This window comes from Streptomyces sp. BYX5S (assembly GCF_054724165.1).
In genome coordinates, this window is record NZ_CM138829.1 from 5,445,532 (window position 1) to 5,469,682 (window position 24,151).

20 protein-coding genes are annotated in these 24,151 nt (G+C 71.2%); 12 read left to right on the forward strand and 8 right to left on the reverse strand.

The window, feature by feature from the left end; all coding sequences use genetic code 11:
• The first annotated feature begins 15 nt into the window (after positions 1 to 15).
• The 3 genes from ACYBSK_RS24820 (at position 16) to ACYBSK_RS24830 (ending at position 2,781) form a co-directional block, all read left to right on the forward strand.
• Positions 16 to 954, forward strand: coding sequence for a sugar phosphate isomerase/epimerase family protein (locus tag ACYBSK_RS24820; RefSeq protein WP_460243384.1), 939 nt, complete (start codon positions 16 to 18; stop codon positions 952 to 954).
• The gene (locus ACYBSK_RS24825; protein ID WP_460243385.1) at positions 951 to 1,943 is read left to right on the forward strand and encodes a sugar phosphate isomerase/epimerase family protein; all 993 of its coding nucleotides are present in this window, start codon (positions 951 to 953) and stop codon (positions 1,941 to 1,943) included. Before ACYBSK_RS24820 ends, ACYBSK_RS24825 begins: the two co-directional genes overlap by 4 nt.
• Before the next feature lie 67 nt (positions 1,944 to 2,010).
• The gene (locus ACYBSK_RS24830) at positions 2,011 to 2,781 is read left to right on the forward strand and encodes a TIM barrel protein (protein ID WP_460243386.1); all 771 of its coding nucleotides are present in this window, start codon (positions 2,011 to 2,013) and stop codon (positions 2,779 to 2,781) included.
• A 68-nt stretch (positions 2,782 to 2,849) separates the two neighbouring features.
• Here the strand turns inward: ACYBSK_RS24830 and ACYBSK_RS24835 are convergent, their stop codons facing one another.
• Positions 2,850 to 5,252 carry a beta-glucosidase family protein gene (locus tag ACYBSK_RS24835; RefSeq protein ID WP_460243387.1) on the reverse strand — a complete coding sequence of 801 codons (2,403 nt, stop codon included), beginning with the start codon at positions 5,250 to 5,252 and terminating at the stop codon, positions 2,850 to 2,852.
• A 145-nt stretch (positions 5,253 to 5,397) separates the two neighbouring features.
• On the opposite strand from ACYBSK_RS24835, the gene ACYBSK_RS24840 reads away from it, so the two are divergent.
• The 5 genes from ACYBSK_RS24840 to ACYBSK_RS24860 all read left to right on the forward strand — a co-directional run bounded on the left by ACYBSK_RS24840 (position 5,398) and on the right by ACYBSK_RS24860 (position 9,283).
• Positions 5,398 to 6,522, forward strand: a complete 1,125-nt coding sequence (locus ACYBSK_RS24840) for an LLM class flavin-dependent oxidoreductase (RefSeq protein WP_460243388.1) — start codon at positions 5,398 to 5,400, stop codon at positions 6,520 to 6,522.
• Positions 6,519 to 7,109 (forward strand): NADPH-dependent FMN reductase, encoded by a 591-nt coding sequence (locus ACYBSK_RS24845; RefSeq protein ID WP_457479429.1) that lies wholly within the window; start codon positions 6,519 to 6,521, stop codon positions 7,107 to 7,109. The genes ACYBSK_RS24840 and ACYBSK_RS24845 overlap by 4 nt, the downstream gene beginning before the upstream one ends.
• A 104-nt stretch (positions 7,110 to 7,213) precedes the next feature.
• A complete protein-coding gene (locus tag ACYBSK_RS24850; RefSeq protein ID WP_457479430.1) occupies positions 7,214 to 7,885 on the forward strand; it encodes a TetR/AcrR family transcriptional regulator in 672 nt (223 codons plus the stop codon).
• 97 nt (positions 7,886 to 7,982) lie between these two features.
• Positions 7,983 to 8,768: a class I SAM-dependent methyltransferase gene (locus ACYBSK_RS24855; RefSeq protein WP_460247093.1), complete on the forward strand. Its 786-nt coding sequence runs from the start codon at positions 7,983 to 7,985 to the stop codon at positions 8,766 to 8,768.
• An 8-nt stretch (positions 8,769 to 8,776) separates the two neighbouring features.
• Positions 8,777 to 9,283, forward strand: coding sequence for a GNAT family N-acetyltransferase (locus ACYBSK_RS24860; protein ID WP_460243389.1), 507 nt, complete (start codon positions 8,777 to 8,779; stop codon positions 9,281 to 9,283).
• 16 nt (positions 9,284 to 9,299) lie between these two features.
• Here the strand turns inward: ACYBSK_RS24860 and ACYBSK_RS24865 are convergent, their stop codons facing one another.
• The 3 genes from ACYBSK_RS24865 to ACYBSK_RS24875 form a co-directional block, all read right to left on the reverse strand.
• Positions 9,300 to 9,668 carry a VOC family protein gene (locus ACYBSK_RS24865; RefSeq protein WP_457479432.1) on the reverse strand — a complete coding sequence of 123 codons (369 nt, stop codon included), beginning with the start codon at positions 9,666 to 9,668 and terminating at the stop codon, positions 9,300 to 9,302.
• A gap of 151 nt (positions 9,669 to 9,819) precedes the next feature.
• The gene (locus tag ACYBSK_RS24870) at positions 9,820 to 10,209 is read right to left on the reverse strand and encodes a hypothetical protein (protein ID WP_460243390.1); all 390 of its coding nucleotides are present in this window, start codon (positions 10,207 to 10,209) and stop codon (positions 9,820 to 9,822) included.
• Between the two features lie 125 nt (positions 10,210 to 10,334).
• Positions 10,335 to 10,913 (reverse strand): SDR family NAD(P)-dependent oxidoreductase, encoded by a 579-nt coding sequence (locus ACYBSK_RS24875; RefSeq protein ID WP_460243391.1) that lies wholly within the window; start codon positions 10,911 to 10,913, stop codon positions 10,335 to 10,337.
• A gap of 154 nt (positions 10,914 to 11,067) precedes the next feature.
• On the opposite strand from ACYBSK_RS24875, the gene ACYBSK_RS24880 reads away from it, so the two are divergent.
• A complete protein-coding gene (locus ACYBSK_RS24880; RefSeq protein WP_460243392.1) occupies positions 11,068 to 12,342 on the forward strand; it encodes an MFS transporter in 1,275 nt (424 codons plus the stop codon).
• Here the strand turns inward: ACYBSK_RS24880 and ACYBSK_RS24885 are convergent.
• The gene (locus ACYBSK_RS24885) at positions 12,339 to 13,268 is read right to left on the reverse strand and encodes an FkbM family methyltransferase (protein WP_460243393.1); all 930 of its coding nucleotides are present in this window, start codon (positions 13,266 to 13,268) and stop codon (positions 12,339 to 12,341) included. The genes ACYBSK_RS24880 and ACYBSK_RS24885 overlap by 4 nt on opposite strands.
• Before the next feature lie 258 nt (positions 13,269 to 13,526).
• Between ACYBSK_RS24885 and ACYBSK_RS24890 the strand changes: the two genes are divergently transcribed.
• Complete coding sequence (locus ACYBSK_RS24890) at positions 13,527 to 15,233, forward strand: glycosyltransferase family 2 protein (RefSeq protein ID WP_460247094.1); 1,707 nt, start codon at positions 13,527 to 13,529, stop codon at positions 15,231 to 15,233.
• A gap of 78 nt (positions 15,234 to 15,311) precedes the next feature.
• Here the strand turns inward: ACYBSK_RS24890 and ACYBSK_RS24895 are convergent, their stop codons facing one another.
• The 3 genes from ACYBSK_RS24895 to ACYBSK_RS24905 form a co-directional block, all read right to left on the reverse strand.
• Positions 15,312 to 15,995: a DUF2470 domain-containing protein gene (locus ACYBSK_RS24895; RefSeq protein WP_460243394.1), complete on the reverse strand. Its 684-nt coding sequence runs from the start codon at positions 15,993 to 15,995 to the stop codon at positions 15,312 to 15,314.
• Between the two features lie 140 nt (positions 15,996 to 16,135).
• Positions 16,136 to 18,346 (reverse strand): alpha-xylosidase, encoded by a 2,211-nt coding sequence (gene yicI, locus ACYBSK_RS24900; RefSeq protein WP_460243396.1) that lies wholly within the window; start codon positions 18,344 to 18,346, stop codon positions 16,136 to 16,138.
• Positions 18,343 to 21,189 carry a glycoside hydrolase family 3 C-terminal domain-containing protein gene (locus ACYBSK_RS24905; RefSeq protein ID WP_460243397.1) on the reverse strand — a complete coding sequence of 949 codons (2,847 nt, stop codon included), beginning with the start codon at positions 21,187 to 21,189 and terminating at the stop codon, positions 18,343 to 18,345. The genes yicI and ACYBSK_RS24905 overlap by 4 nt, the downstream gene beginning before the upstream one ends.
• Before the next feature lie 236 nt (positions 21,190 to 21,425).
• On the opposite strand from ACYBSK_RS24905, the gene ACYBSK_RS24910 reads away from it, so the two are divergent.
• Positions 21,426 to 23,105 (forward strand): extracellular solute-binding protein, encoded by a 1,680-nt coding sequence (locus ACYBSK_RS24910; RefSeq protein ID WP_460243398.1) that lies wholly within the window; start codon positions 21,426 to 21,428, stop codon positions 23,103 to 23,105.
• Positions 23,105 to 24,139 (forward strand): ABC transporter permease, encoded by a 1,035-nt coding sequence (locus ACYBSK_RS24915; RefSeq protein WP_460243399.1) that lies wholly within the window; start codon positions 23,105 to 23,107, stop codon positions 24,137 to 24,139. The genes ACYBSK_RS24910 and ACYBSK_RS24915 overlap by 1 nt, the downstream gene beginning before the upstream one ends.
• The last annotated feature ends 12 nt before the right edge of the window (positions 24,140 to 24,151 follow it).

Sequence of the window (24,151 nt, forward strand, 5' to 3'; positions counted from 1 at the left end):
TGGAGTTGATCCCCCATGAACGCGCTCCGCTGGAGCTACATGGACCACTGGCGGGCGGACAGCCCGCGCGGCCCCGTCACCCAGTACGCCGCCCGCAGGTACATGGACGACTTCGTCAAGCAGATCAGCGCCGTCGGCTTCGAGGGCCTGGACATGTTCGACTTCCAGGTCCACGCGCTGTCCGGCATGTTCGGCTCGGTGGAGAACTACCAGCGCTATCTGCGCGACCACGGCATCGACAAGATCGTCAATCTCTTCCGCGGCATCATGTACGACCCGCGCGTCGCCGACGCCCACGTGCGCGAGACGCACGACGAGATCGTGACCAGCACCCGCCGGATGCTCGGCATGTGGGAGAGCCTCGACATCGAGAGCCTGATCGTGATGCCCGCGAGCCTCTACAAGGACACCGCCCCGGTCACCGACGACAAGATCAAGGCCGCCGCCGAGTGCTGGAACCGGGTCGGCGAGATGACACTCACCGAGTTCGGCGTCCGCACCACATGCCACCACGAGTTCTTCTGCGCGATCCGCACCGAGGACGACATCCGCAAGTTCTACGAGTGGACCGACCCGCGGTACGTGTCGTTCTTCTGCGACACCGCCCAGCACTGCATCGCCGGCATCGACCCGGTCGCCCTCTTCATGGACCTGCGCGAGCGCTGCTCCGGCTTCCACTTCAAGGACACCCGCCAGCGCGACACCACGGAGGCGTACCGGCACAGCCCCGACGCCGAGCTGATGGCCCCTCAAACCGCCCAGTGGTTCCACGAGATGGGCACGGACGGCGGCCTGGTCGACTTCCCGCGCCTGATGCGGGCCATCAAGGACGTCGGCTACGAGGGCTGGATCACCGTCGAGCACGACAAGGTCAACATCGGCGGGGACTACGCCGAGGCCACCGCCCTGTCCATGTGGTACGCCCGCAACGTCCTTTCGGAGATCTACGCATGAGCGCCCCGGTCCGCTGCGCCTACGCCATCAACCAGTGGAAGCCGAACTTCGACGACTTCACCCGCCCCGAACAGCACGAGCGCGCCCTGAAGGTGATCGCCGCCTGCGGCTTCACCGGCGTCGAGCTGCGGGGCGGCACCGGCCGCTGGGACCCGCTCGGCCGCCCCGCCTCCATCGCCGCCACCTACGGGTCCACCGACGCGTTCCTCGCCCTGGTGCGGGACGCGGGCCTCGAGGGGGTGAGCAGCTGGTACGTGGATCCGGGCGAGCCCGTCGACGAGGAGCTCAGCCGGGGGCGCAGCATCCTGTCCGCCACCGAGCACGCCGCCGTCGCCACGTCCCTGCGGCCCTTCGCCGAGTTCCTGAGCGGCGCCGGGGGCAGCCGGCTCGTGGTGCGGGCGCTGCCGTCCGCCGGCTCGCTCGACGGTCCGCTGTCCGCGGAGGCGATCGGCACGGCCGCCGCGGGCTGGAACACGGTGGGCGCCGAGCTCGCCGACACGGGCGTGCGCCTCTCCCTCCACGTGGACTGCCTGAGCGCGGCGGCGGACGAGAAGACCCTCGCGGAGCTGCTCGCCGGGACCGACCCGTCGCTGGTGGGCCTGACCCTCGACACCGCCGAACTCACCGTCGCGGGCCTCGACCCGGTGCACGTCCTCGACGCCCATCACGACCGGGTGGACCATCTCCACCTCAAGGACACCCGGTACGTCGACGAGACCGGCGAACGCCTGGCCCCGCACGCCGAGTCGAGCATGCTCTCCGAGGGCGGCGCGCGCGGCATCGACCGCTGGTTCCACGAGTGCGGCACGCCCGGCGGCCTCGTCGACTTCCCGGCCCTCGCCGAACGGCTGCGCGCCCGCGCGTGGTCCGGCTGGGCCGTCTTCGAAAGCGAACAGACACCGAACCCGGCGCGCAGCACCATGCTGAACGGCTGGTACGCCCGCCGCCTGTTCGCGCGGGGCCGGCCTGATCCAAACGACAGGCCCTAGCGGTCCCCTGCCCCGCTCCCCCGCGGTCACCGTCGCGGGGTCACCCCACTCCGTTTCTGGAGCACCCATGTCCCTCTCCGTCAACGTCGAACTGCTCTTCAAGGAAGCCGGTGACGACCTGGGCGAGCGCGTCCGCGCCGCCGCCGACCACGGGATCCGTACGGTCGAGATCTGGTCGCACAGCGACAAGGACGTCGACGGCCTGCGCAAGGCCCTCGACGCCACCGGCTCGTCGCTGCACACCCTGCTCGTCGAGGGCCGCCTCACCCTCGCCGACGCCTCCACCCACGAGGCGTTCCTCGGCCATGTCCGCGCGGCGGCCGAGACCGCGCGCGACCTCGGCTGCACGCGCGTCGTGACCGGTTCGGGCGTCGGACTGCCGTACATGAAGCGCACGGTGCAGCACGGCATCATCGTGGAGGCGCTGAAGGCGGGCGCCGAGGTCGCCGCCGAGCACGGCGTGACCATCGCCCTGGAGAACCTCAACACGCGCGTCGACCACCCCGGCACCCTCTTCGACACGACGGCCGAGTGCCTGGCCGCGGTCCGCGAGGTCGGCTCCCCCGGTCTCACGCTGCTCTACGACGCGTACCACTCGCTCCAGATGGGCGAGGTGCCCGAGCGGGAGCTCGCCGACGCCATGGACCTCGTCACCCACGTGCAGATCGCCGACCTGCCGGACCGCGGCGAGCCCGGCACCGGATCGGTGGACTGGGCGCGGCAGTTGAGCGCGCTGCGGCGGCTCGGGTACGCGGGCCCGTTCGGCCTGGAGTACCTGCCGACGACCGGGACGGTGGAAGGGCTCGCGCACATCGAGGACGTGGTCCGAGCGCTCTGACGGCACGGGCCGGACATCAAGGGGGGAGGCGTGGACGTCCGCGCCTCCCCCCTTTGCGCGTCGCCGACCTACGCCTCGCGCACCAGCACCTGCACGATCTCCTCCACGGACCGCCCGACCAGCACCTCGTGGTCCCCGGCCGGCACCGTCCAGGCGTGCGTGTCCGCGTCCCAGCGCTGCCACGTCCGCTCGTCCAGGGGCACCTCGACCTCCGTGCGCGCACCCGCGTCGAGGCGCACCCCGGCGAACCCGGCGAGCCGCACGTCCGCCTCGCCGGGGGCACGGACGTAGACCTGGACGACCTCGCGCCCGCGCCGCGTCCCCGTGTTGGTCACCTCCAGGGTCACCGCCCACCACTCGCCCCGGCGGCACAGGTCCGCCTCGCCGAGGCGCCAGGTCGTGTAGCCGAGGCCGGAGCCGAACGGGAAGCGGGCCTTCGTTCCCGTAGCGACGAGGTGGCGGTAGCCGGTGGGTTCAGCCGCGTCGTAGTCGCGGCGCAGGTCGGCGTCGGGCCGTTCACCGTGGGTCGAGCGGTCGGCGTCGCGCAGCGGGACGGTGACGGGCATGCGGCCGCCCGGCTCGGTGTCCCCGGCGAGCACGCGCGCGAGCGCCGTACCGAAGCCCTGGCCCGCGAACCAGCCCTGGAGCACGGCGGGCACGGCGTCGGCCCAGGGGGCGTGGACGGGGCGGCCGGCGTTGACGACGACGGCCGTCCGCGGGTTCGCCGCGGCCACGGCCTCGATCAACTCGACCTGTTCGAGCGGCAGTTCCGAGGTGTCCAGATCCTTGCTCTCCCGGGACGTCTCCAGCTCGTCGCCGACCACGAGGACCACCGCGTCCGCCCCCGCCGCGGCCCGCCGTGCGCGCTCCAGGGCGCCGGGGCGGGCCGGCGGCGCGCAGGTGACCGTCAGCGCCTGCACGCGGGCCCCCTCCCCCGACGTCATCTCGACGGTGAGCGTCACGGGTCGCCCCGCACGCAGGTCGACGCGTGCCGCGGCCGTCTCGGCGCGCGCGACCTGGCCCATCACGTCCTGCGGCGCGGGCGCCTCGCGTTCGGCCACGACGGCGCCGTCGACGCGGAGCGTGGTGGTGCCGGAGCCGCCCGCGCCGAGGGCCCACGGCCCGTCGGCGTCGGGGGTGAGCACGGCTGTCAGGCGCAGGGTGCCGGGCTCGGTGGTGGGCCCGGCACCCGGTACGTCGCCGAACCAGATGAAGGCGCTGTCGGCCCGGACCTCGGTGCGGACCGTCTCCCCGCCCCGCACGTGCTCCAGGAGTACGCCGGGCCGACCGTCCGGGGTGGTGACGTCGAACGCGCCGAGGGAGGCGGCCGGGGTCGTGTCGACGCCACGTTCGTGGACGATCCGGGTGTGCGGGCCGAAGCGTTCGGACAGCGCCTGGAGCGGGGTGAGGGGGGCGCGCGCCGGGCGGATCCGGCCGAAGGTGGCGCCCTGGTAGCAGGGCCGGTCGGCGTTGGGGCCGATGACGGCGAGGCGGCGTGTGGTGTGCGGGTCGAGGGGCAGCAGGCCGGCCTCGTTGCGGGTCAGGACGAAGCCCGCGGCGGCCGCGTCGACCAGCGCCTCCTCGGCTGCCTCCTGCTCCAGATGCTCGCCGGGAGAGGTCACGAGGCGTGCGGCGCCGTCCACGGCACCGACGCGGCGTGCCAGGCGCAGGAGGCGTTCCACCGCGTCGTCGAGCCGCTCCTTCGGCACCTCGCCGCGGGCCACGGCCTCCGCGAACCGCTCGCCGAAGTGGAGGGCGGGGCCGGGCATTTCGAGGTCGAGGCCGGCGAGCGCCGGGCCGAGCGTGTCCTTGAGCGCGAAGTAGTCGGAGACGACGACGCCGTCGAAGCCCCACTCGCGCTTCACGATCGCGAGCAGTTCGGCGTGGGCCGTGCAGGGCACGCCGTTCAGCCGGTTGTAGGCGGCCATCAGCCCCCACGCCCCGGCGCGGACGGCGAGTTCGAAGGGGCGCAGGTACACCTCGCGCAGCGCCGCCTCGCCGATGTCCGCGCTCATCCGCTGGCGCGCGGTCTCGGTGTCGTTGCCCACCAGGTGCTTGGGGAACGCCGCCACGCCCTGGCCCTGGAGGCCGGTGACGTGGGCCGCGCCGAGCACACCGGCGAGATGCGGGTCCTCGGAGAGCATCTCGAAGGTGCGGCCGGACAGGCCGGTGCGGGCGAGGTTCAGGTTCGGGGCGTACACGGCGTCGTAGCCGCGCCGCCTGGACTCGGAGGCCTGCGCCGAGGCCACCGTGCGGACCGTCTCCTCGTCCCAGGTCGCGCCGAGCGCGATGCCACTGGGCAGCAGGAGCGCGGTGTCACGCTCGTCGAAGGTCGGGCTGACGAGTCCGAGCGGCCCGTCGACCAGTCGCAACGGCCGCAGTCCCAGGGCGGGTTCGGCAGGTGTGCTCCAGCCGGTCTCCCCCGCCGTGAGCGCGGCCGGTGACGCGGACGGCTGCCGGCTTCGGTTCATGCCTCGATCCATGAGCACCTCAAAATCAGAAGATTGATTTTGCTTCAAGCTACCTTGACGACCACCCCCGCCGCATCTACTTTCAGAATCACAATTCTGATTCCTTCTCGGCTTCCGCACCGGTTTCCTTACGGGAGGTCCCTCCGTGCGCTTCTCCGCCTTCCTCGTCGGCCGCTCCATGAGCCCGTCCGACGACGCCTACGTCATCGACACGCTCGCCGAACACGCGCTGGAGGCCGACCGGCTCGGCTTCGACGCCGTGTTCCTGCCCGACCACCACTTCACGGGGTACGCCCCGATGTCGTCCGACCCGTTCCTCTTCGCCGCCCACCTGGCCGCGCGGACGAAGAACGTGCACTACGGCTTCTCCGTGACGACGCTGCCGCTGCACCACCCGGTGCGCTTCGCCGAGCGCGTGAACCTGCTCGACCACCTCACCAAGGGCAAGCTCCTCGTCGGCATCGGCTCCGGCACCACCCCCGAGGAGACCATCGGGTTCGGCGTCGATTTCCAGGACTCCAAGGACCTGATGGACGCGCAGGTCGAGCTGGTCCAGCGGCTGTGGGCCAAGAAGGTCGACGACGATCCGATCGTGTTCGAGCACGGCCCGTACAAGGGCGCCGTCGTCCAGCGCGTCGTCCCCGCCCCGTACAGCGAGCGGCACCGTCTGATGAGCGTCGCGATGCGCGAGGCCAGCACGGCGCGCGCCGCGAAGTACGGCTGGCCGGCGTTCATCCCGGCGTTCGTGCCGCCGATCCCGGCCGCCGGTGAGCCGTCTAAGGCCTTCCAGAAGTACCTCGACGCCTACCGCTCGGCGATGGCCGACTCCGGCCACCCGCGGCAGGTGATCGACGACTGCATGGCGTGGATGACCCACTCCTACCAGTGCGTCCACGTCGCCGAGACCGATGAGCAGGCCCGCGCCGAGCTGGAGATCATCATGGCCGCCTACCAGGAGGCCATCGACCGCGAGTACGCGTACAACAAGCGCGCCGAGGACATCAGCGGCGTCGACCTGACGGCGGCCAAGGCGCCCAACGCCCTGAGCGAGGAGTGGATCCGCACCTGGTGCCTGTACGGCAGCCCGGACACGGTCGCCGAACAGCTGGGCCACTATGAGCAGTTGGGCGTCGGCAACATTCTGATGGGCTTCACCACGGGCCCGCTCACCCCCGAGCGCTACGCCCTCACGCGCCAGTCCATGAACCTGTTCGCGAGCGAGGTCATGCCCCGCTTCCGCGCCGGCGCCCCCGCGGGGAGCGAGCGATGAACCACCTGATCGTCGGCATCGGCGGCACCACCCGCCCCGGTTCCAGCAGCGAGCTCGCCGTCCGCGGCGCGCTCGCCGCCGCCGAACGCGGCGGCGCCCGCACCCTCCACTTCGGCGGCGACTTCCTCGCCTCGCTGCCCCACTACGCCCCCGAGCGGCCCGAGCGCACCGACGAGCAGCGCCGCCTCGTCGACGCCGTGCGCCGCGCGGACGGCCTGGTCATCGGCTCTCCCGGCTACCACGGCGGCATCTCGGGCCTGGTCAAGAACGCACTCGACCTGTTGGAGGACCTGCGCGACGACGAACGGGTCTACTTCGACGGGCGCGCCGTCGGCCTCGTGGTGACGGCCGCCGGCTGGCAGGCCTGCGGCACCACGCTCACCGCGCTGCGCAACGTCGTGCACGCCATGCGCGGCTGGCCGACACCGCTCGGTGTCACCCTCAACTCCGGTCAGGGCCCGCTCTTCGGCCCCGACGGCGCGTGCGCGGACCCGGCCGCGGCGGCGCAACTGGCCCTGCTCGGGGACCAGGTCCACGCGTTCGCCGCACGCGCCACCGCGCCCGCCCGGCCGGTGTACGCGGCCTGACCGGCGTACCGCTGCCGCCGGCACGCGACGATGTCCCGCGCGCCCGTCCCCCGCCGGGCGGAGCGCGCGGACACCGGGGGCGCAGGACTGCATAGACTTGCCGAATGCCCACACCGCCCAAGCCGTCGTCGAAGACCGGCGGCATCCGCGCTCCCAAGCAGGAGCGGAGCCAACGCTCCTTCGACCTGGTCCTCGACACGACCCTCGGCCTGCTGGCGGAGAAGGGCTACTCGGGCTTCGCCCTGACCGAGGTCAGCCGGCGCTCCGGGGTGTCGGTGGGGTCGATCTACACGCGGGTCGACGGCAAGGACGACCTGCTGCGGGCGGCGCAGACCCGCTTCCAGGACCGGCTGCTCGCGGCCCACCGCGAGATGACCGACCCCGGGCGCTGGGCGGGCGCCCCGCTCGCGGAACTCGTCCCGCGGCTCATCGCGGCCTTCGCCGACGTGCTCGAAGAACAGGGCAAGACCCTCGGAGCCTTCCTCCAGCGGGGCGCGGTCGACCCGGCCGTCGCCAAGGTGGGCAAGGCGGGCTACATGGACGCCCGCGACCGGTTCGTCGACCTGGTCCTCTCCCGGCGCGACGAGATCGCGCACCCGGACCCGGTCCGCGCCGTCGGCTCCTGCTTCACCACCGTGTACGCCGCCCTCGCCCGTGCCCTGGCCCTCGACGTCGCCGCCGAAGCGGCCGAGGGCAGCGACCTCCCCACCCTGATCGAGGACCTCGGCGCCATGATGCTCGCCTTCCTCCGGTACGACGGCGCCCCCGCCGCCTGACCTGCCCCGCGGCGGCTCGGGCTGCCGGAACCCGGGGGACGCGAGTACCGTCAAGAGTGTGAGCGGAACCGATGCGGCCCGGCGGTGGACCAGCTCCATGCCGGAGGCCTACGAGCGCCACCTCGTGCCGGTGTTCTTCCGGCCCTTCGCGGCCGACCTCGCGGCGCGGGCGGCGGCCCTGAGCCCACGGCGCGTGCTCGAACTCGCCGCGGGCACCGGAGCCCTCACCACCGCCGTGCTCGACGCGGCACCGGACGCGCAAGTCCTGGCGACCGACCTCAACGAGGCGATGGTCGCCCGCGGCTCGGCCCGGGAACCGCGCGCGCAGTGGCGGCAGTGCGACGCGCAGGAACTCCCCTTCCGGGACGCCTCGTTCGACCTCGTCCTGTGCCAGTTCGGCGTCATGTTCTTCCCGGACAGGCCGGGCGCCTACGCGCAGGTGCGCCGGGTCCTCGCCCCGGAGGGACGCTTCCTGTTCAACAGCTGGGGCCCCGTGGCCTCGCACGGATTCGGCGCGCCCTTCCAGGACGCCCTGGAATCGTCGATGCCCGGGGACGCCCCCACCTTCCTCCGCGACGTCCCGCACGGCTACGCCGACCCTGCCGTGGTCGCCGAAGACCTCGCGGCGGCGGGCCTCGCCCTCGACTCCGCCGAGGAAGTGACCCTGGAAGGCGTCGCGGAATCAGCCGCCTCCGTGGCCACCGGCCTCCTGACCGGCACACCGATCAACGCCGCCCTTGCCCCTCGCCCGGACGCCACGGCCATTCACGCCTCCGTCATCCGCTCCATGACCGCCACCCTCGGCACCGGCCCGGTGACCGCCCCGATGAAGGCGACGGTCTACACGGCGCGGCGCGCGACCGGGGGTGAGGGGCTCAGTTGAGGAGGCGCATGCCCAGGGATCCGGTCATCAGCGGACGGTGGACGTGCCTCGTGCCCACGTCCGAGGCCGATCTGGATCTGCTCGCACGCTGGTTCGCCGATCCCGAATTCGTGGAGCACTGGGGTGGGCTGCCGATACCGCGTGAGGAGGTCGCCGCGAAGTACGTGGGCCGACGCCGCCCGCAGGTCGAGTCCTTCCTGATCCACGCCGAGCGCGAGCCCGTCGGCTACGCGCAGTACTGGCATGCCGACACCGATCAGGGCGGAATCGACATGGTCCTGGCCACCGGGGCCCGAGGCCGCGGACTGGGGCCGGACGCGGCCCGCGCGCTGATCACCTACCTGTGCACGACGCTCGGGTGGCGACGGGTCACGGTCGACCCCTCCGTGAGGAACACACGGGCCGTGCACGCGTGGGAGAAGGCCGGCTTCCGGCGCATGGCACGCGAGGGAGAGCGCCTGCTGATGGAGTACCGGCCCGCACCGACCCCCGGCCCCCGCCCGCCTCCCGCATGAGTGCCACGCACCAGCGTCATCGGACCGGGATCGGCTGAGTGAGGTTCACCGCGTTGCCGTCGGGGTCCTTGATGTGGGCGACGCGCTGCCCCCACGGCATGTCGTTGGGGCCGCCGGTGACCGAGCCGCCCAGTTCCTCCACCCGGCCGACCATCGCGTCGACGTCGTCCACACCGATACTGAGCAGGATCCGCGGCGCCGCCCCGCTCCCCGGGTCGTCCTTGGTCACCAGCCCGAGGTCGGTGTCACCAATGCGCAGGCCGCGATAGAAGACGGGGCCCTTCGCCGGTACGCGGAAGACCTCCTCGGCCCCGAACAGTTTCGTGTAGAAGCCGAGCAGAACGTCCTGGTCGGCCGTCAGGATCACTGGCTGGATGGTGGACATGGCACTCCTGTCGAGAACGGTCGCATCGCTGGGCAGACCGTTCGGGGCCGGTGAACTCATCGGCGACATCGCCCGGTTGGACGCACCGATGCCGCTACGAACACCGAACACCGAACACCGCGTCACCCGGCCCGGGCCCCGGCCCGAGCCCCTACGGTTCGCTCCGCCACTCCGAGAGCTTCAGCCCGGGACCGAGCTCGACCCCGGTGACGTCCTCGGCCCGCCGGTCCGGCCGGTGCTCGCTCGTCGAGCTCTCCAGCGGCCCGTCGGCCAGACCCATGACATGGAACGGGACCCGGGCGACGACCTCGCCCTCGTCGTTCAGGAAGTCCAGGTTGCCCGAGACGGCGTTGTATTGCTGCCCTCGCAGGATGCCGTCCACCCTCAGGCGCACCGTCTTCTCCTCGCCCGACGGCTGTGACAGGTGAAGGTACTCGCGAGCCGTCCGAGCCACCGTGGGAGAGACGGACCCGGTCGCGCGCGGGAAGACCGCGGAGTCGGACTCGTCGCCCCAGGGGTGGAGGAACACGACGAGCAGCACGGCGGACAAGACTGCTGGAACGACCCACCACAGAAGGCGTGTTCGACGAGACATCCCGGCATCCTCGCACGCCACGCTTGAACGCGGGATCGGATCACCTTTTTCCTCGGCGACCGGGGAGCCAGTCATTCGGGGAACGGACCACGCACGGACACGCCTCCGTCGAGGACGATCTGCTGTCCGGTGACATAGCGTGCCGCGTCCGAGGCCAGGTAGACGGCGGCCTCGGCCATCTCCTCCGACGCTCCGTAGCGCCCGGCCGGAATCTCGGGGACCCAGGCACCCGCGGACTCGGCCTGGTTGACCGCGGTGTTGATGGCTCCACCGGCGACGACGTTCATCCGGATGCCGTCCGCCGCGTACTCGGCGGCGACGGTACGCGCCAGGCTGTGGAGGCCGGCCTTCGCGGCGCCGTAACCGGCCTGCTGCGGCGCGGCCATGAACCCGGTGACCGAGCCGATGCTGACGATGTTCCCGCCCGTGCCCTGCTCCAGGAACAGGCGGAGTACGCGCCGCACGGCACGCACCACGTAGCGCAGGTTCACCTCGTAGACGGTGTCCCAGTCCTCGTCCTTCATCTCGTGAAGTCTGACCGCGGGAACGAAAGCGACCTGCCCGCCGACCACCGTGACCAGAGTGTCCAGACCGCCGAGCCGCTCGGCGGCCCCGGTGACCATGTCGTCGAGCCGGCTCACCTCGGTCATGTCCCCTCCGGACTCGTCGAGTTGACCAAGCCTAGGCGGTTTCCGTGAACTGACAGTGCGCGAACGAAGGGTCTCCGCACCATCGATGACACGCATGTGACGACTCGGTCAAACCGCATGTGAGCAGGGAGTTCCCGGGGTTAGCGTCAGGCGCATGACACAGACGACCACCACCGCGGCCCCACCCGCACACCCCCTCCGGCAGTTGCTCGCCGCCTCCGTCGGCAACGCCGTCGAGTGGTACGACTGGTACGCGTACACCTTCCTGGCCACCTACATCGCCGATCAGGTGTTTCCGAAGGGGGCCGACAACTCGCTCGTGCCGCTGCTCGCCACCTTCGCCGTGTTCGCGGTGGGGTTCTTCATGCGGCCGGTGGGTGGGCTGGTGATGGGGGCGGTGGCGGATCGGCGGGGGCGGCGGGCCGCGCTGACCGTGACGATCCTGTTGATGGGTGGCAGCAGTCTGCTGGTCGGGCTGACACCCACCTACGCGTCCGTGGGCGTGCTCGCGCCGGTCGTGCTGGTGGTGGCGCGGCTGCTGCAAGGGCTGTCCGTGGGAGGGGAGTTCGCGGCGTCGACGACGTTTCTCGTGGAGTCGGCGGGGCCGCGGCGGCGCGGGCTGTTCTCGTCGTTCCAGTACGTGTCCACGTCCATCGGCCAGCTGATCGCCTCGGGCGTCGCCGCGCTGCTCGTGGCCACGCTCAGCGAGGGACAGATGGACGGGTGGGGCTGGCGGGTGCCGTTCCTGGCGGGGGCGGTGCTCAGTCTCGTCGGGTTCTGGATCCGGCAGGGCGCGCAGGAGACCCGCGGCGCGGGGCACGAGCGGCCGGGGCTGTTCGACGCGTTGCGGCAGTATCCGCGGCAGTCGTTGCTGATCTGCGGGATCACGGCCGGTGGCACGCTCGCGTACTACACGTGGACCTCGTACCTGCCGACGTACGCGGAGCTGAACACCGGGATCGACAAGTCGCAGGCGTTGACGGTGGGGACGATCTCGCTCGCGTTCTTCGCGCTGCTGCAACCGGTCGGCGGGCTGGTGTCCGACCGGTTCGGGCGCAAGCCGTTGCTGCTGTTCTTCGGGCTCGGGTTCGCGCTGCTGAGCGTGCCGCTGCTGCACTTTCTGACGGGGACGTTCTGGTCCCTGCTGTTCGTGCAGTGCGCCGGGATGGTGCTGCTCACCGGGTTCACCTCGATCTCCGCCGCGGTGAACGCGGAGGTGTTCCCGGCGCGCGTGCGGGCCGCCGGGATCGGGTTCCCCTATTCGCTGACGGTGGCGCTGTTCGGCGGCACGGCGCCGTACATGGGCACACTCTTCAAGGATCTTGGGCATAGCGGGCTGTTCCCGTGGTACGTCGCCCTACTGTGCCTTGTGTCGTCCGTGGTGTACCTGAGACTGCCGGAGAGCGCGCACCGCGAGCTGGAGCGCTAGAGCGCCGGGTCCGCGGCGGGACGCTCCGCCGGTGCGTGCTGCCGTGCGCCCGGGACCGGCGTGGGGGCCGCCGCGGCCCGCATCATCACGCAGTCGAACTCGAGCACCCGCCCGGTGGCCTCCTCGCGGGTCACCGGGTACATACCGGTGACCTCGAAGCCGCGGCCCTCGTACTGCGCGAGGGCCTCCTCCATGCGCGGGCTGCCTTCGTAGAGGCGCAGGAGCGCGACCTCCGACTGGAGTCCGACGAAGTCCTCGACGCGGTCGCCGGCCCCGGCGAAGACCTCCAGGTCGTAGCCCTGCGTGTCCATCTTGAGGAAGGGCCGCGGGTCGGGGAGGCCGGCGAGGGCCTGGTCCATGAGGCCGTCGAGGCGGCAGATCTGGATTTCCTGCGTGCGGTCTTTCGTGAAGCGTTTGTACGCCGCGCTTCCGTAGTCACTCGGAGGCAGCAGCGAGTTCATGGTGTTCCACTCGACGTGCATGGGCCGGGATTCGTCCGTTCGGCCCAGCCCGCACGGAAAGACATGCCAGTCCGGGTCCCCCGCGGCCCGCTTCTGGAGCTTGCCCAAGAAGCGCGGAACGGGTTCGAACGATACAATGCGGCCCCGGTATCCGAATCGCCTGAGCCGCTTTCCGTACTGTCCGACGTTGGCACCGACGTCGAATACGCAGTTCACTCCGTAGTAGCTGAGCATCTCGGCGACGTGGCGGCCCGCGAGGTAGTCGGCCGCGGCCTTCTGGAATTCCCGCTCCGCGCCGCTGGACCTGCGGCGGTCGACGACGAGGTGGGCGCCGTCCCCGAACGCCGTGCTGGTCCACTTGCCATGCCGCCGGTGCACAAGGACCGCAGCTCCAGGGGCGAGGTCGATGACCTGTGCCCCGGTCCGGGCGATTCCGTTCAGCAGAGTCCGGTACAGAGAAGCCATGAAGCTCACCGTCGCAGACCCGGAACAAAACCCTGTGGCGGCTCTGCGCGCTTCACTCGAAGCAGTGACTCTCTCCATTCCGTGCGATCTTCATATCGCCGCGCGACCATGGGTGTGCGTTACCTGTGCAGACAGCCAACGCTGATAACTTACGAGCCCTCCCCTCGGAACTGGTCCGAGCGCACGGATTGACAGCCATACATGAGCCCCGTAAAAGTCACCGTCATCATTCCGACGCACAACACCGGCGAAGACGTCATGGTCGGCCTCGACGCTCTCCGGAAACAGTCCATGCCCCGCACGGATTTCGAAGTGCTCTACGTGGACGACGGTTCGACGGACGACACCGTCGAATTCCTGGAAAGGGAATTGGCCGACGAGGACAACATGCAGGTCGTCCCGATGACCAACTCGGGCTGGCCCGGACGCCCCCGCAACACCGGTGTGGACCGGGCCCGCGGCGAGTACGTGCACTTCGTCGACGACGACGACTGGCTGGCCCCCGAGGCACTGGAGCGGCTGTACGCGCGCGCCAAGGAGACCGACGCGGACATCGTGGCCGGGCGCATGGCGGGGCACGGGCGCGGGGCGCCGCGGGCCCCGTTCGCCAAGCCGCTGGAGCGCGGTTCACTGCGGGAGAATCCGGTGCTGCTCGGCAGCATGACCGTGCACAAGCTGTTCCGCCGGCAGTTCCTCCTCGACCACGGCCTGCGCTTCGACGAGGGCCGGGTCCGGCTGGAGGACCACCTGTTCATGCTGCGGGCGTACCTGCTCGCCAAGCAGGTCAGCACGGTGTCGGACTACACGACGTACCACTGGGTGCGGCACAACAACGGCAAGCACAACATCAGCTACACGCCGATCGAGCCGGAGCCCTACATCAAGTCGGTGCGGCGCATCATCGCGCTGCTGCACGCCCCGGACACGCAGGTGGCGGACGACGAGCAGCGGCACCGGTTCACCGCGAACTGGTACGGCAGCAAGGCGCTGAAGCGGCTCACCGGGAAAGGTTTCCTCAGCCAGGACGAGGAGCGTCGCGCGGCCTGGCGCCGGCACGTCATCGATCTGGCGGCCGAGCTGCCGACGGCCGTGGACCGGCATCTGCCGGAGCGCCTCGGCGTGCTGTCCCGGCTGTGCCGGGCCGGGGACCACGAGGCGATCCACGCGTACACGCGGTTCGAGAGCGGCGTACGGCACCTGCCGAAGGTCGAGGAGTGCGTGCGGCAGGACGGGGCGCTGCGGGTCCGGGCCAGCACGTCGCTGGTGCGGACCGATCCGGAGACCGGCGAGAGCACCCCGCTGCTGTTCCGCCGCTCGGTGTCCGAGACGGCGGCCGGCAGGAAGCGGGTGCGGTGGACGTGGCAGCCGCCGGCGGACCTCGACGGGCTGCCGGGGCTGGACTCCGCGCTCGACTTCACCGAGCCGCTGACGAAGGCCAAGGCGCAGGGGCTCGTGCACCACAAGGCGGGCGGCACGCAGCTGGTGGTGACCACCGGCCGGTCGCGGCTCCAGCCCACGCCGCACGCCGCGGACCCCGATCTGTGGGAGATGCACTGGACGACCGACTGCACCATCGACCCGGCCGGTGTCGACCAGGTGTCGGGCCCGCTGGACCCCGGCGCGTGGCACGTGTGCCTGCGTCTGAACGTGGGCGGGTGGCTCAGCGCGCCGCGTCTGTCCGGAGTCAAGCTCTCCGTGCCGGGTGCCGAGAAGCCGGTGGCGGCCGCAGCGAAGCAGCCGCGGACACCGGCGGTCCACCATCCGCTGCACGGGGTGGCGAAGGTGGCGGTGCCGGTCCTGCGGCGGCTGCTGCCCGCCTCCGCCTATGTGGCGCTGCGCGACTGGTACCGGCGGCTGGGCACCGCCGAGCGGCGGCCCGACCCCGTGTCGGTGGCGCTGGACGAGTTGCAGCGCGCCCAGCAGGGGCAGCAGGCGCTCAGTGTGTCCAGTAACCGCAGGACATGACGCGGTCCTTGGGCAGAGCCTGAGCGCCCACCGGGAGCCGTCGGGCCCGCGCCGGGCGGGGCCGTGAGTTCCTGGCGTTCAGCGGTGGGCGCGGGCGGCCGCGACGTCGAGGAGTTCCTGGATGCGGTGGCCCACCTCGTGGGGGCCGACGGCCGGGGTGTGGAAGGCGATGCGGGCGTCCTCGTGAGACTGGTCGCGTTCGAGGCGCAGGACGAGGCCCTTGCGGTCGAGGCGCACGGGGCGGATGTCCAGGACGTCGGCCAGGTCCCGTTCGCCGACCGTTTCCGCGAGTTGGACCAGGAGGTCCGCGTGGCCCGTGTCCAGGTGCGAGAGCAGTTCCGCCTCGACGGAGGCCAGCGGGTCCGGTGCCGCGGCGGCGAGTTCGGTCATGTCGAGGACGCGGACCGTGTCGTCCTCGGCGAAGGCGGCCCGCGCCGGGCGGAACACCAGCGTGTCGGGGCCCGCGTTGCTGAGCCGGCCGCTGAGGGCGAGGCGGGCTCGCACCCGGTCGCGGACCACGACGGGGGCCACGTCGGTGAACTCCGCGTACGCGCCGAGGCCCGAGCGCGGGGCGGTGGCGAGCGCGTCGGTGAGGCGGGTGTCAGCGGGGTCGAGCAGCACGAGCCGGGACGCGGCGTCCACGGCGTAGAGGCCGACGCAGTCGAGGCGTTGGCGGGGGTCGGTCGTGGTCAGCGTGAGGGTGTCGGCGGCGGCGAGGATCGTACGAGCCCGCTCGGCGGGGGTGAGCTCAGGGTGCGCCACTGGGTTGACCATCTCCACTCCAAACTTAGGCAAGGCTCACCTTACTCACGCGAAGGAGGTGGTGTCACCCCAGGGGTCCCCACGGGCCCCGGTGAACCCCCGGCAGCGCCCGGCGGCCCACCGGAGCCCGCACCACCTGACTACAACTCCCGCACCGTGTACGGAAGCCCGGTCCCGGCCACCTCCACGACGGCGCCCTGGCTCAATCGGTACGTCGCGCCCGCGCCGCCGCCGCGCCCCGGCACCGTCACCGTCGCGTCGGCCGCGCCCGGCGCGACGAGCAGCGTCAGGCCGTCGAGCCAGTCACCGTCCGGGCGGGAGTCGTCCGCGCCCAGCGGGAGCACCGCGCCGGGCCGTACGTACAGCGGCAGGCTGTCGAAGCCGTGGCGTTCGCGGCGCCAGGCGGGGCCCTCGACCCGCTCACCGGTGAGCAGGTGGGTCCACGTGCCCGCGGGCAGGTAGAACTCCACGTCGCCGTCGGCCGTGAACACCGGCGCCACCAGCAGGTCCGGGCCGAGCATGTACTGGCGGTCGAGGGTGCGCGCCGTCGGGTCGTCGGGGAACTCCAGCACCATCGGGCGCATCACCGGGACTCCCGTGGTGTGCGCCTCGGTCGCGGCGCCGTACAGGTACGGCATGAGGCGGTGCTTGAGCCGGGTGAACCGGCGTGCCACGTCGACGGCCTCCTCGCCGAACTCCCACGGGACGCGGTAGGAGACGTTGCCGTGCAGCCGGCTGTGGGAGGACAGCAGGCCGAAGGCGAGCCACCGTTTGAAGACCGCCGGGTCGGGGGTGCCCTCGAAGCCGCCGATGTCGTGCGACCAGAAACCGAACCCGGACAGCGACAGGGACAGACCGCCGCGCAGCGACTCGGCCATGGCGCCGAACGACGCGAAGCAGTCGCCGCCCCAGTGCACCGGGAACTGCTGGCCTCCGACGGTGGCCGAGCGCGCGAAGACGACGGCCTCGCCGCTGCCGCGCTCCTTCTCCAGGAGTTCGAAGACGGTGCGGTTGTAGAGATGGGTGTAGTAGTTGTGCATGCGCTCGGGGTCGGAGCCGTCGTGCCAGGCGACGTCGGTGGGGACGCGTTCGCCGAAGTCCGTCTTGAAGGTGTCGACGCCCATCGCGAGGAGGGTGCGCAGCTTGCCCGCGTACCACTCGCGCGCGGCCGGGCTGGTGAAGTCGACGAGCGCCATGCCCGCCTGCCACAGGTCCCACTGCCAGACGTCACCGTTCGGCTTGGTCACCAAGTGCCCCTGTTCCAAGGCCTCTTGGAACAGGGCGGACTTCTGCGCGATGTACGGGTTGATCCACACGGAGATGCGCAGCCCGCGCGCCTTGAGGCGGGCCAGCATGCCCGCCGCGTCGGGGAAGGCCTCCTCGTCCCAGGCGAAGTCCGACCACTGGTACTCGCGCATCCAGAAGCAGTCGAAGTGGAAGACGCTGAGCGGGATGTCGCGCTCGGCCATGCCGTCGACGAAGGAGGTGACGGTCTCCTCGTCGTACTGGGTGCAGAACGACGTCGTCAGCCACAGGCCGAAGGACCAGGCGGGCGGCAGCGCCGGGCGGCCGGTGAGGGCCGTGTAGCGGCGCAGGACGTCCTTGGGGGTGGGGCCCGCGACGACGTAGAACTCGATGGACTGGTCCTCGACGCTGAACTGGAGTTGGCCGACCGACTCCGAGCCGATCTCGTAGGAGACCTTTCCGGGGTGGTTGACGAGGACGCCGTAACCGCGGGAGGAGAGGTGGAACGGGACGTTCTTGTAGGCCTGTTCGCTGCTGGTGCCGCCGTCGGCCTGCCAGATGTCGACGCTCTGGCCGTTCTTGACGAAGGGGGTGAAGCGTTCGCCGAGGCCGTAGATGTGTTCACCGACGCCGAGGGCGAGTTGGGCGATGGTGTGGTGGGCGCCGTCGGGGGTGGTGGCGAAGGCCGCGCCGCGCCGGTCGACACCCGTCAGCCGCTCCCCCGTGGTGGTGTCGGTGAACTCCATGCCCCACTCCCCCGTGGTGTCGAGGCGGACGGTGAGCGGTCCCGTGACGAGTTCGACGACGCCGTCCTCGTCGGTGACGCGGGCGCCGCTGCCGCCCTCGGTCGGCTGGAGTTCGAAGTCCGGCCCGCGGTGCCGCCTGCCCGCGTGGTGGGTCAGGCGGACGCCGATGACACCTTCGGCGGGCGAGAAGCAATCCACGGTGATCAGGGGCGAGTTGAGGGTGTCACCACGCTGGCGGACGGTCCGCACGGCCGCGTAGGCCGTGAACCGGTCCGGCTCGCGTCGCACGTCCCGCACCTCGGTGGCGTACGCGGCCCGCACACCCTCCCGCATCAGCCAGTAGCCGTCCGTGAACTTCATACGCCGGTCCCCCGTGAGTCGCGTGATGAGTTGCCTGGGATGAAGGTGAGGCGGGCGAGCCGGACGCTGCCGCGCAGCCGGACGCGCAGGTCGCGCACGCCGGTGGCGGTGAAGTCGGCGTCCACCGTCACGTAGTGGTACGGGCCGCCGGTCGCGGGCACCTCGACGCGACAGTCGTCGCCGACCTCCACGGCGCCTTCGCCGGCGACGTCGAGGCGGACGGCCGAGACACCTTCGGGGCCGAAGTCGCAGTCCCGATAGTGGAGTTCGGACTCTTTGCCGAGGGCCGTGACGGCGTCCCCGTGCGTCTTCGTACGGTCGACGATGTCGACGCCGCCGTGCTGTGCGTCGTACGTCGCCGCTTCGAGGCCGTGGGTGTGGACCGGGCGCGGCATGGGTGATTCGCCCTCGACGGGCAGGGTGTCGGTGAGCCGGATGTCCTCGCTGGAGGCGCCGACGAGCAGTTCGTACGGGCCGTCGGCGACGCTCCAGCGGTCGCGCGCCACGTCCCAGTGGCCGAGGTCGGCGACCGGCACCCGGAAGGTGACCCGCTCCGAGGCGCCCGCGGCGAGGGTCAGCCGGCGGTGCGCGACGAGCTGGCGGCGCGGGCGCGGCACGGCGGCGTCGACCGCGCGCACGTACAGCTGCGCCACCTCGTCCGCCGTGCGCCCGCCCGTGTTGGTGACGGTGAAGGTGACCTCGACCGTGTCGTCGTCGGGGCGGGCCACGAACAGGGCGTCGTAGCCGAACTCCGCGTAGGACAGGCCGTGTCCGAACGGGTAGAGCGGCACGCCCCGGAAGTACAGGTAGGTCTGGCGGGAGCCGATGATGTCGTAGTCGAGCAGGCCGGGCAGGTCGGTGTCGGCCGCGTACCAGGTCTGCGGGAGCCGACCGGCCGGGCTGATGTCACCGGCGAGGACACGGGCGAGCGCGCGGCCCGCGGCCTGCCCGCCGTGCGCGGACCACAGCAGGGCGGGCAGCTCGGCGTGCGCGGCGGGCACCGCGTACGGGTACGAGGAGACGAGCGCGAGGGCGGTGCGCGGGTTGGCGGCGCGGGCCGCGCGCCACAACGCGTCCTGTCGCGCCGGGAGTTCGAGGCTCGTACGGTCCTCGGTCTCGCGGCCGTTGATGTGCGGGTCGTTGCCCGCGACGACGAGCACCACGTCGGCCCCGGCCGCGGCGCGGGTCACGGCGTCGGTGCCGCGCTCCAGGACCTCGATCCGGAAAACCGTGCCGTGGTCGGCAACCTTCACGCCGTCGGTGGCGACAGCCACGTACCGACCCGTTCCGGCGTGCTTGAGGAGGTGACCGTCCCCGTGCTCTTCGAGGGTGTACGTCTCCTGGACGACCCAGCCGCCCGGCTGTTCGGCGGAGGCCCGGACGTGGCCGTCGTCGGCGACCGAGAGGTGGCGGCCGTCGGGCGCGCGCAGCGTGAGGACGCCGTTTCCCCAGTCGGTGAGGGCGAGTTCGGTGCCCTCGGTGGCGCGGACGGTCAGCGGGGGCAGGTCGGTGCGGCCCGCGATCAGCGCCGGGTCGAGGGCCACCTCGGCGGTGGCCGCCCCGGCGCCGGAGGACTCCGGCACGTGCAGCCAGCCCTCGGCGCACCGCAGCCGCACCCGGTCCGCGCCCTCCGCGTAGGTGACGCGCTCCGCGCCGAACCGCTCCCGCAGGCCGTCGAGCGGGGTCGAGCGGTGCAGGAGCGTGCCGCTGTACCAGTCGGTCTTGCACGCGTCGGCGAGCGGGCCGACGACGGCGATCCGGGCGCCTTCGGGAAGCGGCAGCAGGCCGTCGTTCTTGAGCAGCACGATCGCCTGCTCGGCGGCCTCCTGGGCGAGCGCGCGATGGTCCTCGGTGTCGAAGTCCCAGTCAGAGCCGAGGGGTTCGGTGTCGGCGAACTCGCCGAGGCGGGCCCGCACGGTGAGCTGTCTGCGCACGGCCGCGTCGATGTCGGCCTCGGTGATCAGTCCCTGGTCGTAGGCGCGGCGCAGCCTGTTGACGGTCGTGGCGGAGTCGGTGCCGTGGTCGGTGAAGCTGTCGACGCCGGCGCGCAAGGAGGCGGCGAGGGCTTCCTCGTGGGTGTCGAAGTAGTGCTCGGAGTCGACGAGGTTGCTGGGCGCGCCCGCGTCGGAGCAGACGAGGAGGTCCTGACCGGTCCAGGTCCTCAACTGCTCGCGCAGATACGGCGATACGTGGTTCGGGCGGCCGTTGACGAGGTTGTAGGCGGGCATGACGCCGGCCACGGCGCCCGCCTCGACGGGCCGCCGGAACGCCGTGAGGTCGTACTCGTGCAGCACCCGCGGGCGCACGGAGGCGTTCGAGGTGTCGCGGGCCGTCTCGTTGTTGTGGGCGAGCCAGTGCTTGAGGACGGGGGCGGTGCGCCAGTACACGGGGTGGTCGCCGCGCAGGCCGCGGGTGTACGCCGTGGCGATCGCGGCGGTGAGGTGCGGGTCCTCGGAGTAGCCCTCCTCGTTCCTGCCCCACAGCGGGTTGCGCAGCAGATTCACCACGGGCGCCCACACGTTGAGGCCGACCCGGTCGTCGCGCTCACGCATGGCGCGGGCCTCCTTCGACACCGCGTCGCCGACGCGGCGCAGCAGCACGTCGTTCCAGGTGGCGCCGAGGCCGACGGCCTGCGGGAAGACGGTGGCCCCGCCCATCCACGCGACGCCGTGCAGGGCCTCCTGGCCGGTGCGGAACGCGGCGAGGCCGAGCCGGGGCACCTCGGGCGTGAACTGGTGCAGGAGCGCGAGGCGTTCGTCGAGCGAGAGCCGGGCGAGCAGCTCGTCGACGCGCTTGCCGTCGGGCGCGTCGGCGTCGGGGCAAAGCGGAGATCTTTCGGTCACGTGCGAGTCCCTTGGCCGGTGAGGAGAGCGGGGAGGAGGACACAGCTTCGAAGCGCTTCGATGCTCGGCAGTCGGGTGACCGGGTGTCAAGTAGGCGTACGAGAAAGCGCGTTCAGGTTTTTGACGCACTCGTCTTGTCGGGGTGGGAGCGCTCCCTTAGCCTCGCTGCAACATCGAAGCGCTTCGACATTGCCCTGTCGCGCAGTCGACGCGTAGTCCCCCGAAGGGTTGCCGCAATGACGCCGAACTCACCCTCCGCCGCCCCCAGCCGGAGAAGCTTCCTCGCCTCCACGGCGGTCGCCGCCGCTGCCGTGGCCGGCGGCGCGCCCCTGCTCACCGCGTGCGGTGGCACCGCCGAGACGGGCGAGGGGACGACCTCCGGGAACTCGGCGAAGAAGCTGCTGCCGACATACGCGGCGCGCTCCATCGTCACGCCCGACATCGCGTCGAAGAACGGTTCGTGCGTCGGCTTCACCGGCAAGGTCGAGCTGTCGAAGCTGGAGACGTCCGTGCCGAAGAAGCTCGGCACCGGGGCCAAGGTGAAGATCATGGCCCCGTTCTGGGGGCCGCCGCCCAAGGACGACTGCGAGTACTACACCGCGCTCAACGAGGCCTCGGGTGTGCGGGTCAGCTGGCAGAACCAGGACGGCAACACGTACGGCGAGAAGATCGGCGCGGTGCTCGCCTCCAGCTCGCTGCCGGACGTGCTGATCGTGCCCGGCTGGGAACTCTCGGGGAAGATACCGGCCGCGCTCGTCGCGAAGATGATGGACCTCGGCCCGTACCTGTCCGGCAGCAAGGTGCGCGACTACCCGAACCTGGCGGCCGTACCGGAGGACGCCTGGCGGCGCGGCATCTTCGGCGGCAAGCTGCGCGGCATCCCGTACCCGTACTCGTACATCCCGAACATCGCGCCCTTCTACCGCAAGGACCTCTTCGAGAAGAAGGGGTACGAGGTACCGAGGTCCGCGCAGGAGTTCCTCGACCTCGCCAAGGAGATGACCAGCAAGAAGGCGGGGGTGTACGGCTGCGACGACATGAAGTGGTCCGCCTTCAACTTCTTCGGTTCGCTCGGCGGCAGCGAGAAGGCACTCGGCTGGAAGCTGGAGGGCGGCAAGCTCGTCAAGCGCCTGGAGACCGACGAGTACCTCGAAGCGCTGTCGTGGACCCGCAAGCTGTACGCGGCCGGGGTCGTGCACCCCGAGGCCAAGTCGCAGACGGGTGACGGCCTGCTCCGCTTCACCAGCGGCAAGGTCATGATGTGCAACGCCGACATCGCCTACTGGTACGGCAAGAGCGCCGAGATGCAGGGCAGCAAGGCGTTCCCCGACTTCGAGATGGCCGCCATGGACATCTTCGGCCACGACGGCGGCGACCCGAAGCTGTACGCGGGCACCCCGGCGAACGTGTGGGCGTTCATCCGCAAGGACGCCTCCAAGGAGACGGTGAAGAACGCGCTCGCCGCCGCCAACTACGCCGCCGCGCCCGTCGGCACCAAGGAGCACATGCTCGCCTACTACGGCGAGGAGGGCACCCACTTCACGCTGGAGGACGGCGTCCCGACGAAGACCAGGAAGGGCAACGCGCAGGCGCTCAACTCCTGGCAGATGCTGTCGGGCCCGGCTCCCTTCTTCGCCTATCCCGACCTGCCCGAGATCACCAGGGCGATGTGCGAGTGGCAGCAGCGGATGGGCGCGTTCGTCACGAAGTCGCCGTTCTACGGCATGACGATCGTCGAGCCCTCGCGCTACGCCACCCTTGAAGACAAGTTCGAGCAGCTGGAGGACGACTACGTCCGCGGCAACAAGAGCCTCGGCGACGTGCAGCAGGCGATCAGCGACTGGAAGTCGCGCGGCGGCGACAAGCTGCGCGACTGGTACAAGAAGCTCCTCGACGAGAACGGCAGCGCTTCCTGATGGCACTGCAAGCACAGCGCCCGCCCCGGTCCGCCGCCGCTTCCGGCGCGGCGGGCCGGGGCGACCGGGAACGGCGGCGCCCCGCGAAGCGCGCGGGCCGGGGCGGCGGCATCACCCGGCGGATCCGGCTGCGCCGCGACCGGGCACTGATCCTGATGACGGTGCCCGCGATCGGGCTGCTCGTCGTCTTCAACTACCTTCCACTGCTCGGCAACGTCGTCGCCTTCCAGGACTACAACCCGTACGTCTCCACCAACGGCGTCACGGCGATCCTGCACTCGCCGATGGTGGGTCTCGAACAGTTCGAGAAGATGGTCGGGGACTCCGACTTCTGGAACGCGCTCCAGAACACCCTCGTCCTGTTCGTCATCCAGCTGCTGCTGTTCTTCCCGGTGCCGATCGCGCTCGCGCTGCTCATCAACAGCGTCATCAGGCCGCGTGTGCGGGCCCTGTCGCAGGCGATCCTCTACCTGCCGCACTTCTTCTCGTGGGTGCTCGTCGTCACCGTCTTCCAGCAGATGTTCGGCGGCGCCGGGCTGATCGCGCAGATCCTCCAGGACCACGGCGTCGACGGCTTCGACCTGATGACGGACGCCGGGATCTTCAAGTACCTGCTCACCGCGCAGATGGTCTGGAAGGACGCCGGCTGGGGCATCATCGTCTTCCTCGCCGCCCTCGCCTCCGTCAGCCCCGAGCAGTACGAGGCCGCGGCGATGGACGGCGCGAACCGGTGGCGCCGCATGTGGCACGTCACGCTGCCCGCGTTGCGCCCGGTGATCGCGCTGCTGCTCGTCCTCCGGGTCGGTGACGCGCTCACCGTGGGGTTCGAGCAGATCCTGCTGCAACGCAGGGCGGTGGGCGCGGGCGCCTCGGAAGTGCTCGACACCTATGTGTGGAGCACCGGCATCCAGCACGGCGACTTCAGCTACGCGGCGGCGGTCGGCCTCGTGAAGGGCGTGGTCGGGATCTGTCTGGTCCTGGCGGCCAACAAGTTCGCCCATCTCCTCGGCGAGCAGGGGGTCTACAAGAAGTGAAGGTGTACGAGA

Excerpts from the sequence above, each read along its gene's own strand:
- ACYBSK_RS24820 (WP_460243384.1), top strand. The coding sequence starts at position 16 with ATGAACGCGCTCCGCTGGAGCTACATGGACCACTGGCGGGCGGACAGC.
- ACYBSK_RS24825 (WP_460243385.1), top strand. The coding sequence starts at position 951 with ATGAGCGCCCCGGTCCGCTGCGCCTACGCCATCAACCAGTGGAAGCCG.
- ACYBSK_RS24830 (WP_460243386.1), top strand. The coding sequence starts at position 2,011 with ATGTCCCTCTCCGTCAACGTCGAACTGCTCTTCAAGGAAGCCGGTGAC.
- ACYBSK_RS24835 (WP_460243387.1), bottom strand. The coding sequence starts at position 5,252 with ATGAACCGAAGCCGGCAGCCGTCCGCGTCACCGGCCGCGCTCACGGCG.
- ACYBSK_RS24845 (WP_457479429.1), top strand. The coding sequence starts at position 6,519 with ATGAACCACCTGATCGTCGGCATCGGCGGCACCACCCGCCCCGGTTCC.
- ACYBSK_RS24850 (WP_457479430.1), top strand. The coding sequence starts at position 7,214 with ATGCCCACACCGCCCAAGCCGTCGTCGAAGACCGGCGGCATCCGCGCT.
- ACYBSK_RS24855 (WP_460247093.1), top strand. The coding sequence starts at position 7,983 with ATGCCGGAGGCCTACGAGCGCCACCTCGTGCCGGTGTTCTTCCGGCCC.
- ACYBSK_RS24860 (WP_460243389.1), top strand. The coding sequence starts at position 8,777 with ATGCCCAGGGATCCGGTCATCAGCGGACGGTGGACGTGCCTCGTGCCC.
- ACYBSK_RS24865 (WP_457479432.1), bottom strand. The coding sequence starts at position 9,668 with ATGTCCACCATCCAGCCAGTGATCCTGACGGCCGACCAGGACGTTCTG.
- ACYBSK_RS24875 (WP_460243391.1), bottom strand. The coding sequence starts at position 10,913 with ATGACCGAGGTGAGCCGGCTCGACGACATGGTCACCGGGGCCGCCGAG.
- ACYBSK_RS24880 (WP_460243392.1), top strand. The coding sequence starts at position 11,068 with ATGACACAGACGACCACCACCGCGGCCCCACCCGCACACCCCCTCCGG.
- ACYBSK_RS24885 (WP_460243393.1), bottom strand. The coding sequence starts at position 13,268 with ATGGCTTCTCTGTACCGGACTCTGCTGAACGGAATCGCCCGGACCGGG.
- ACYBSK_RS24890 (WP_460247094.1), top strand. The coding sequence starts at position 13,527 with ATGGTCGGCCTCGACGCTCTCCGGAAACAGTCCATGCCCCGCACGGAT.
- yicI (WP_460243396.1), bottom strand. The coding sequence starts at position 18,346 with ATGAAGTTCACGGACGGCTACTGGCTGATGCGGGAGGGTGTGCGGGCC.
- ACYBSK_RS24910 (WP_460243398.1), top strand. The coding sequence starts at position 21,426 with ATGACGCCGAACTCACCCTCCGCCGCCCCCAGCCGGAGAAGCTTCCTC.
- ACYBSK_RS24915 (WP_460243399.1), top strand. The coding sequence starts at position 23,105 with ATGGCACTGCAAGCACAGCGCCCGCCCCGGTCCGCCGCCGCTTCCGGC.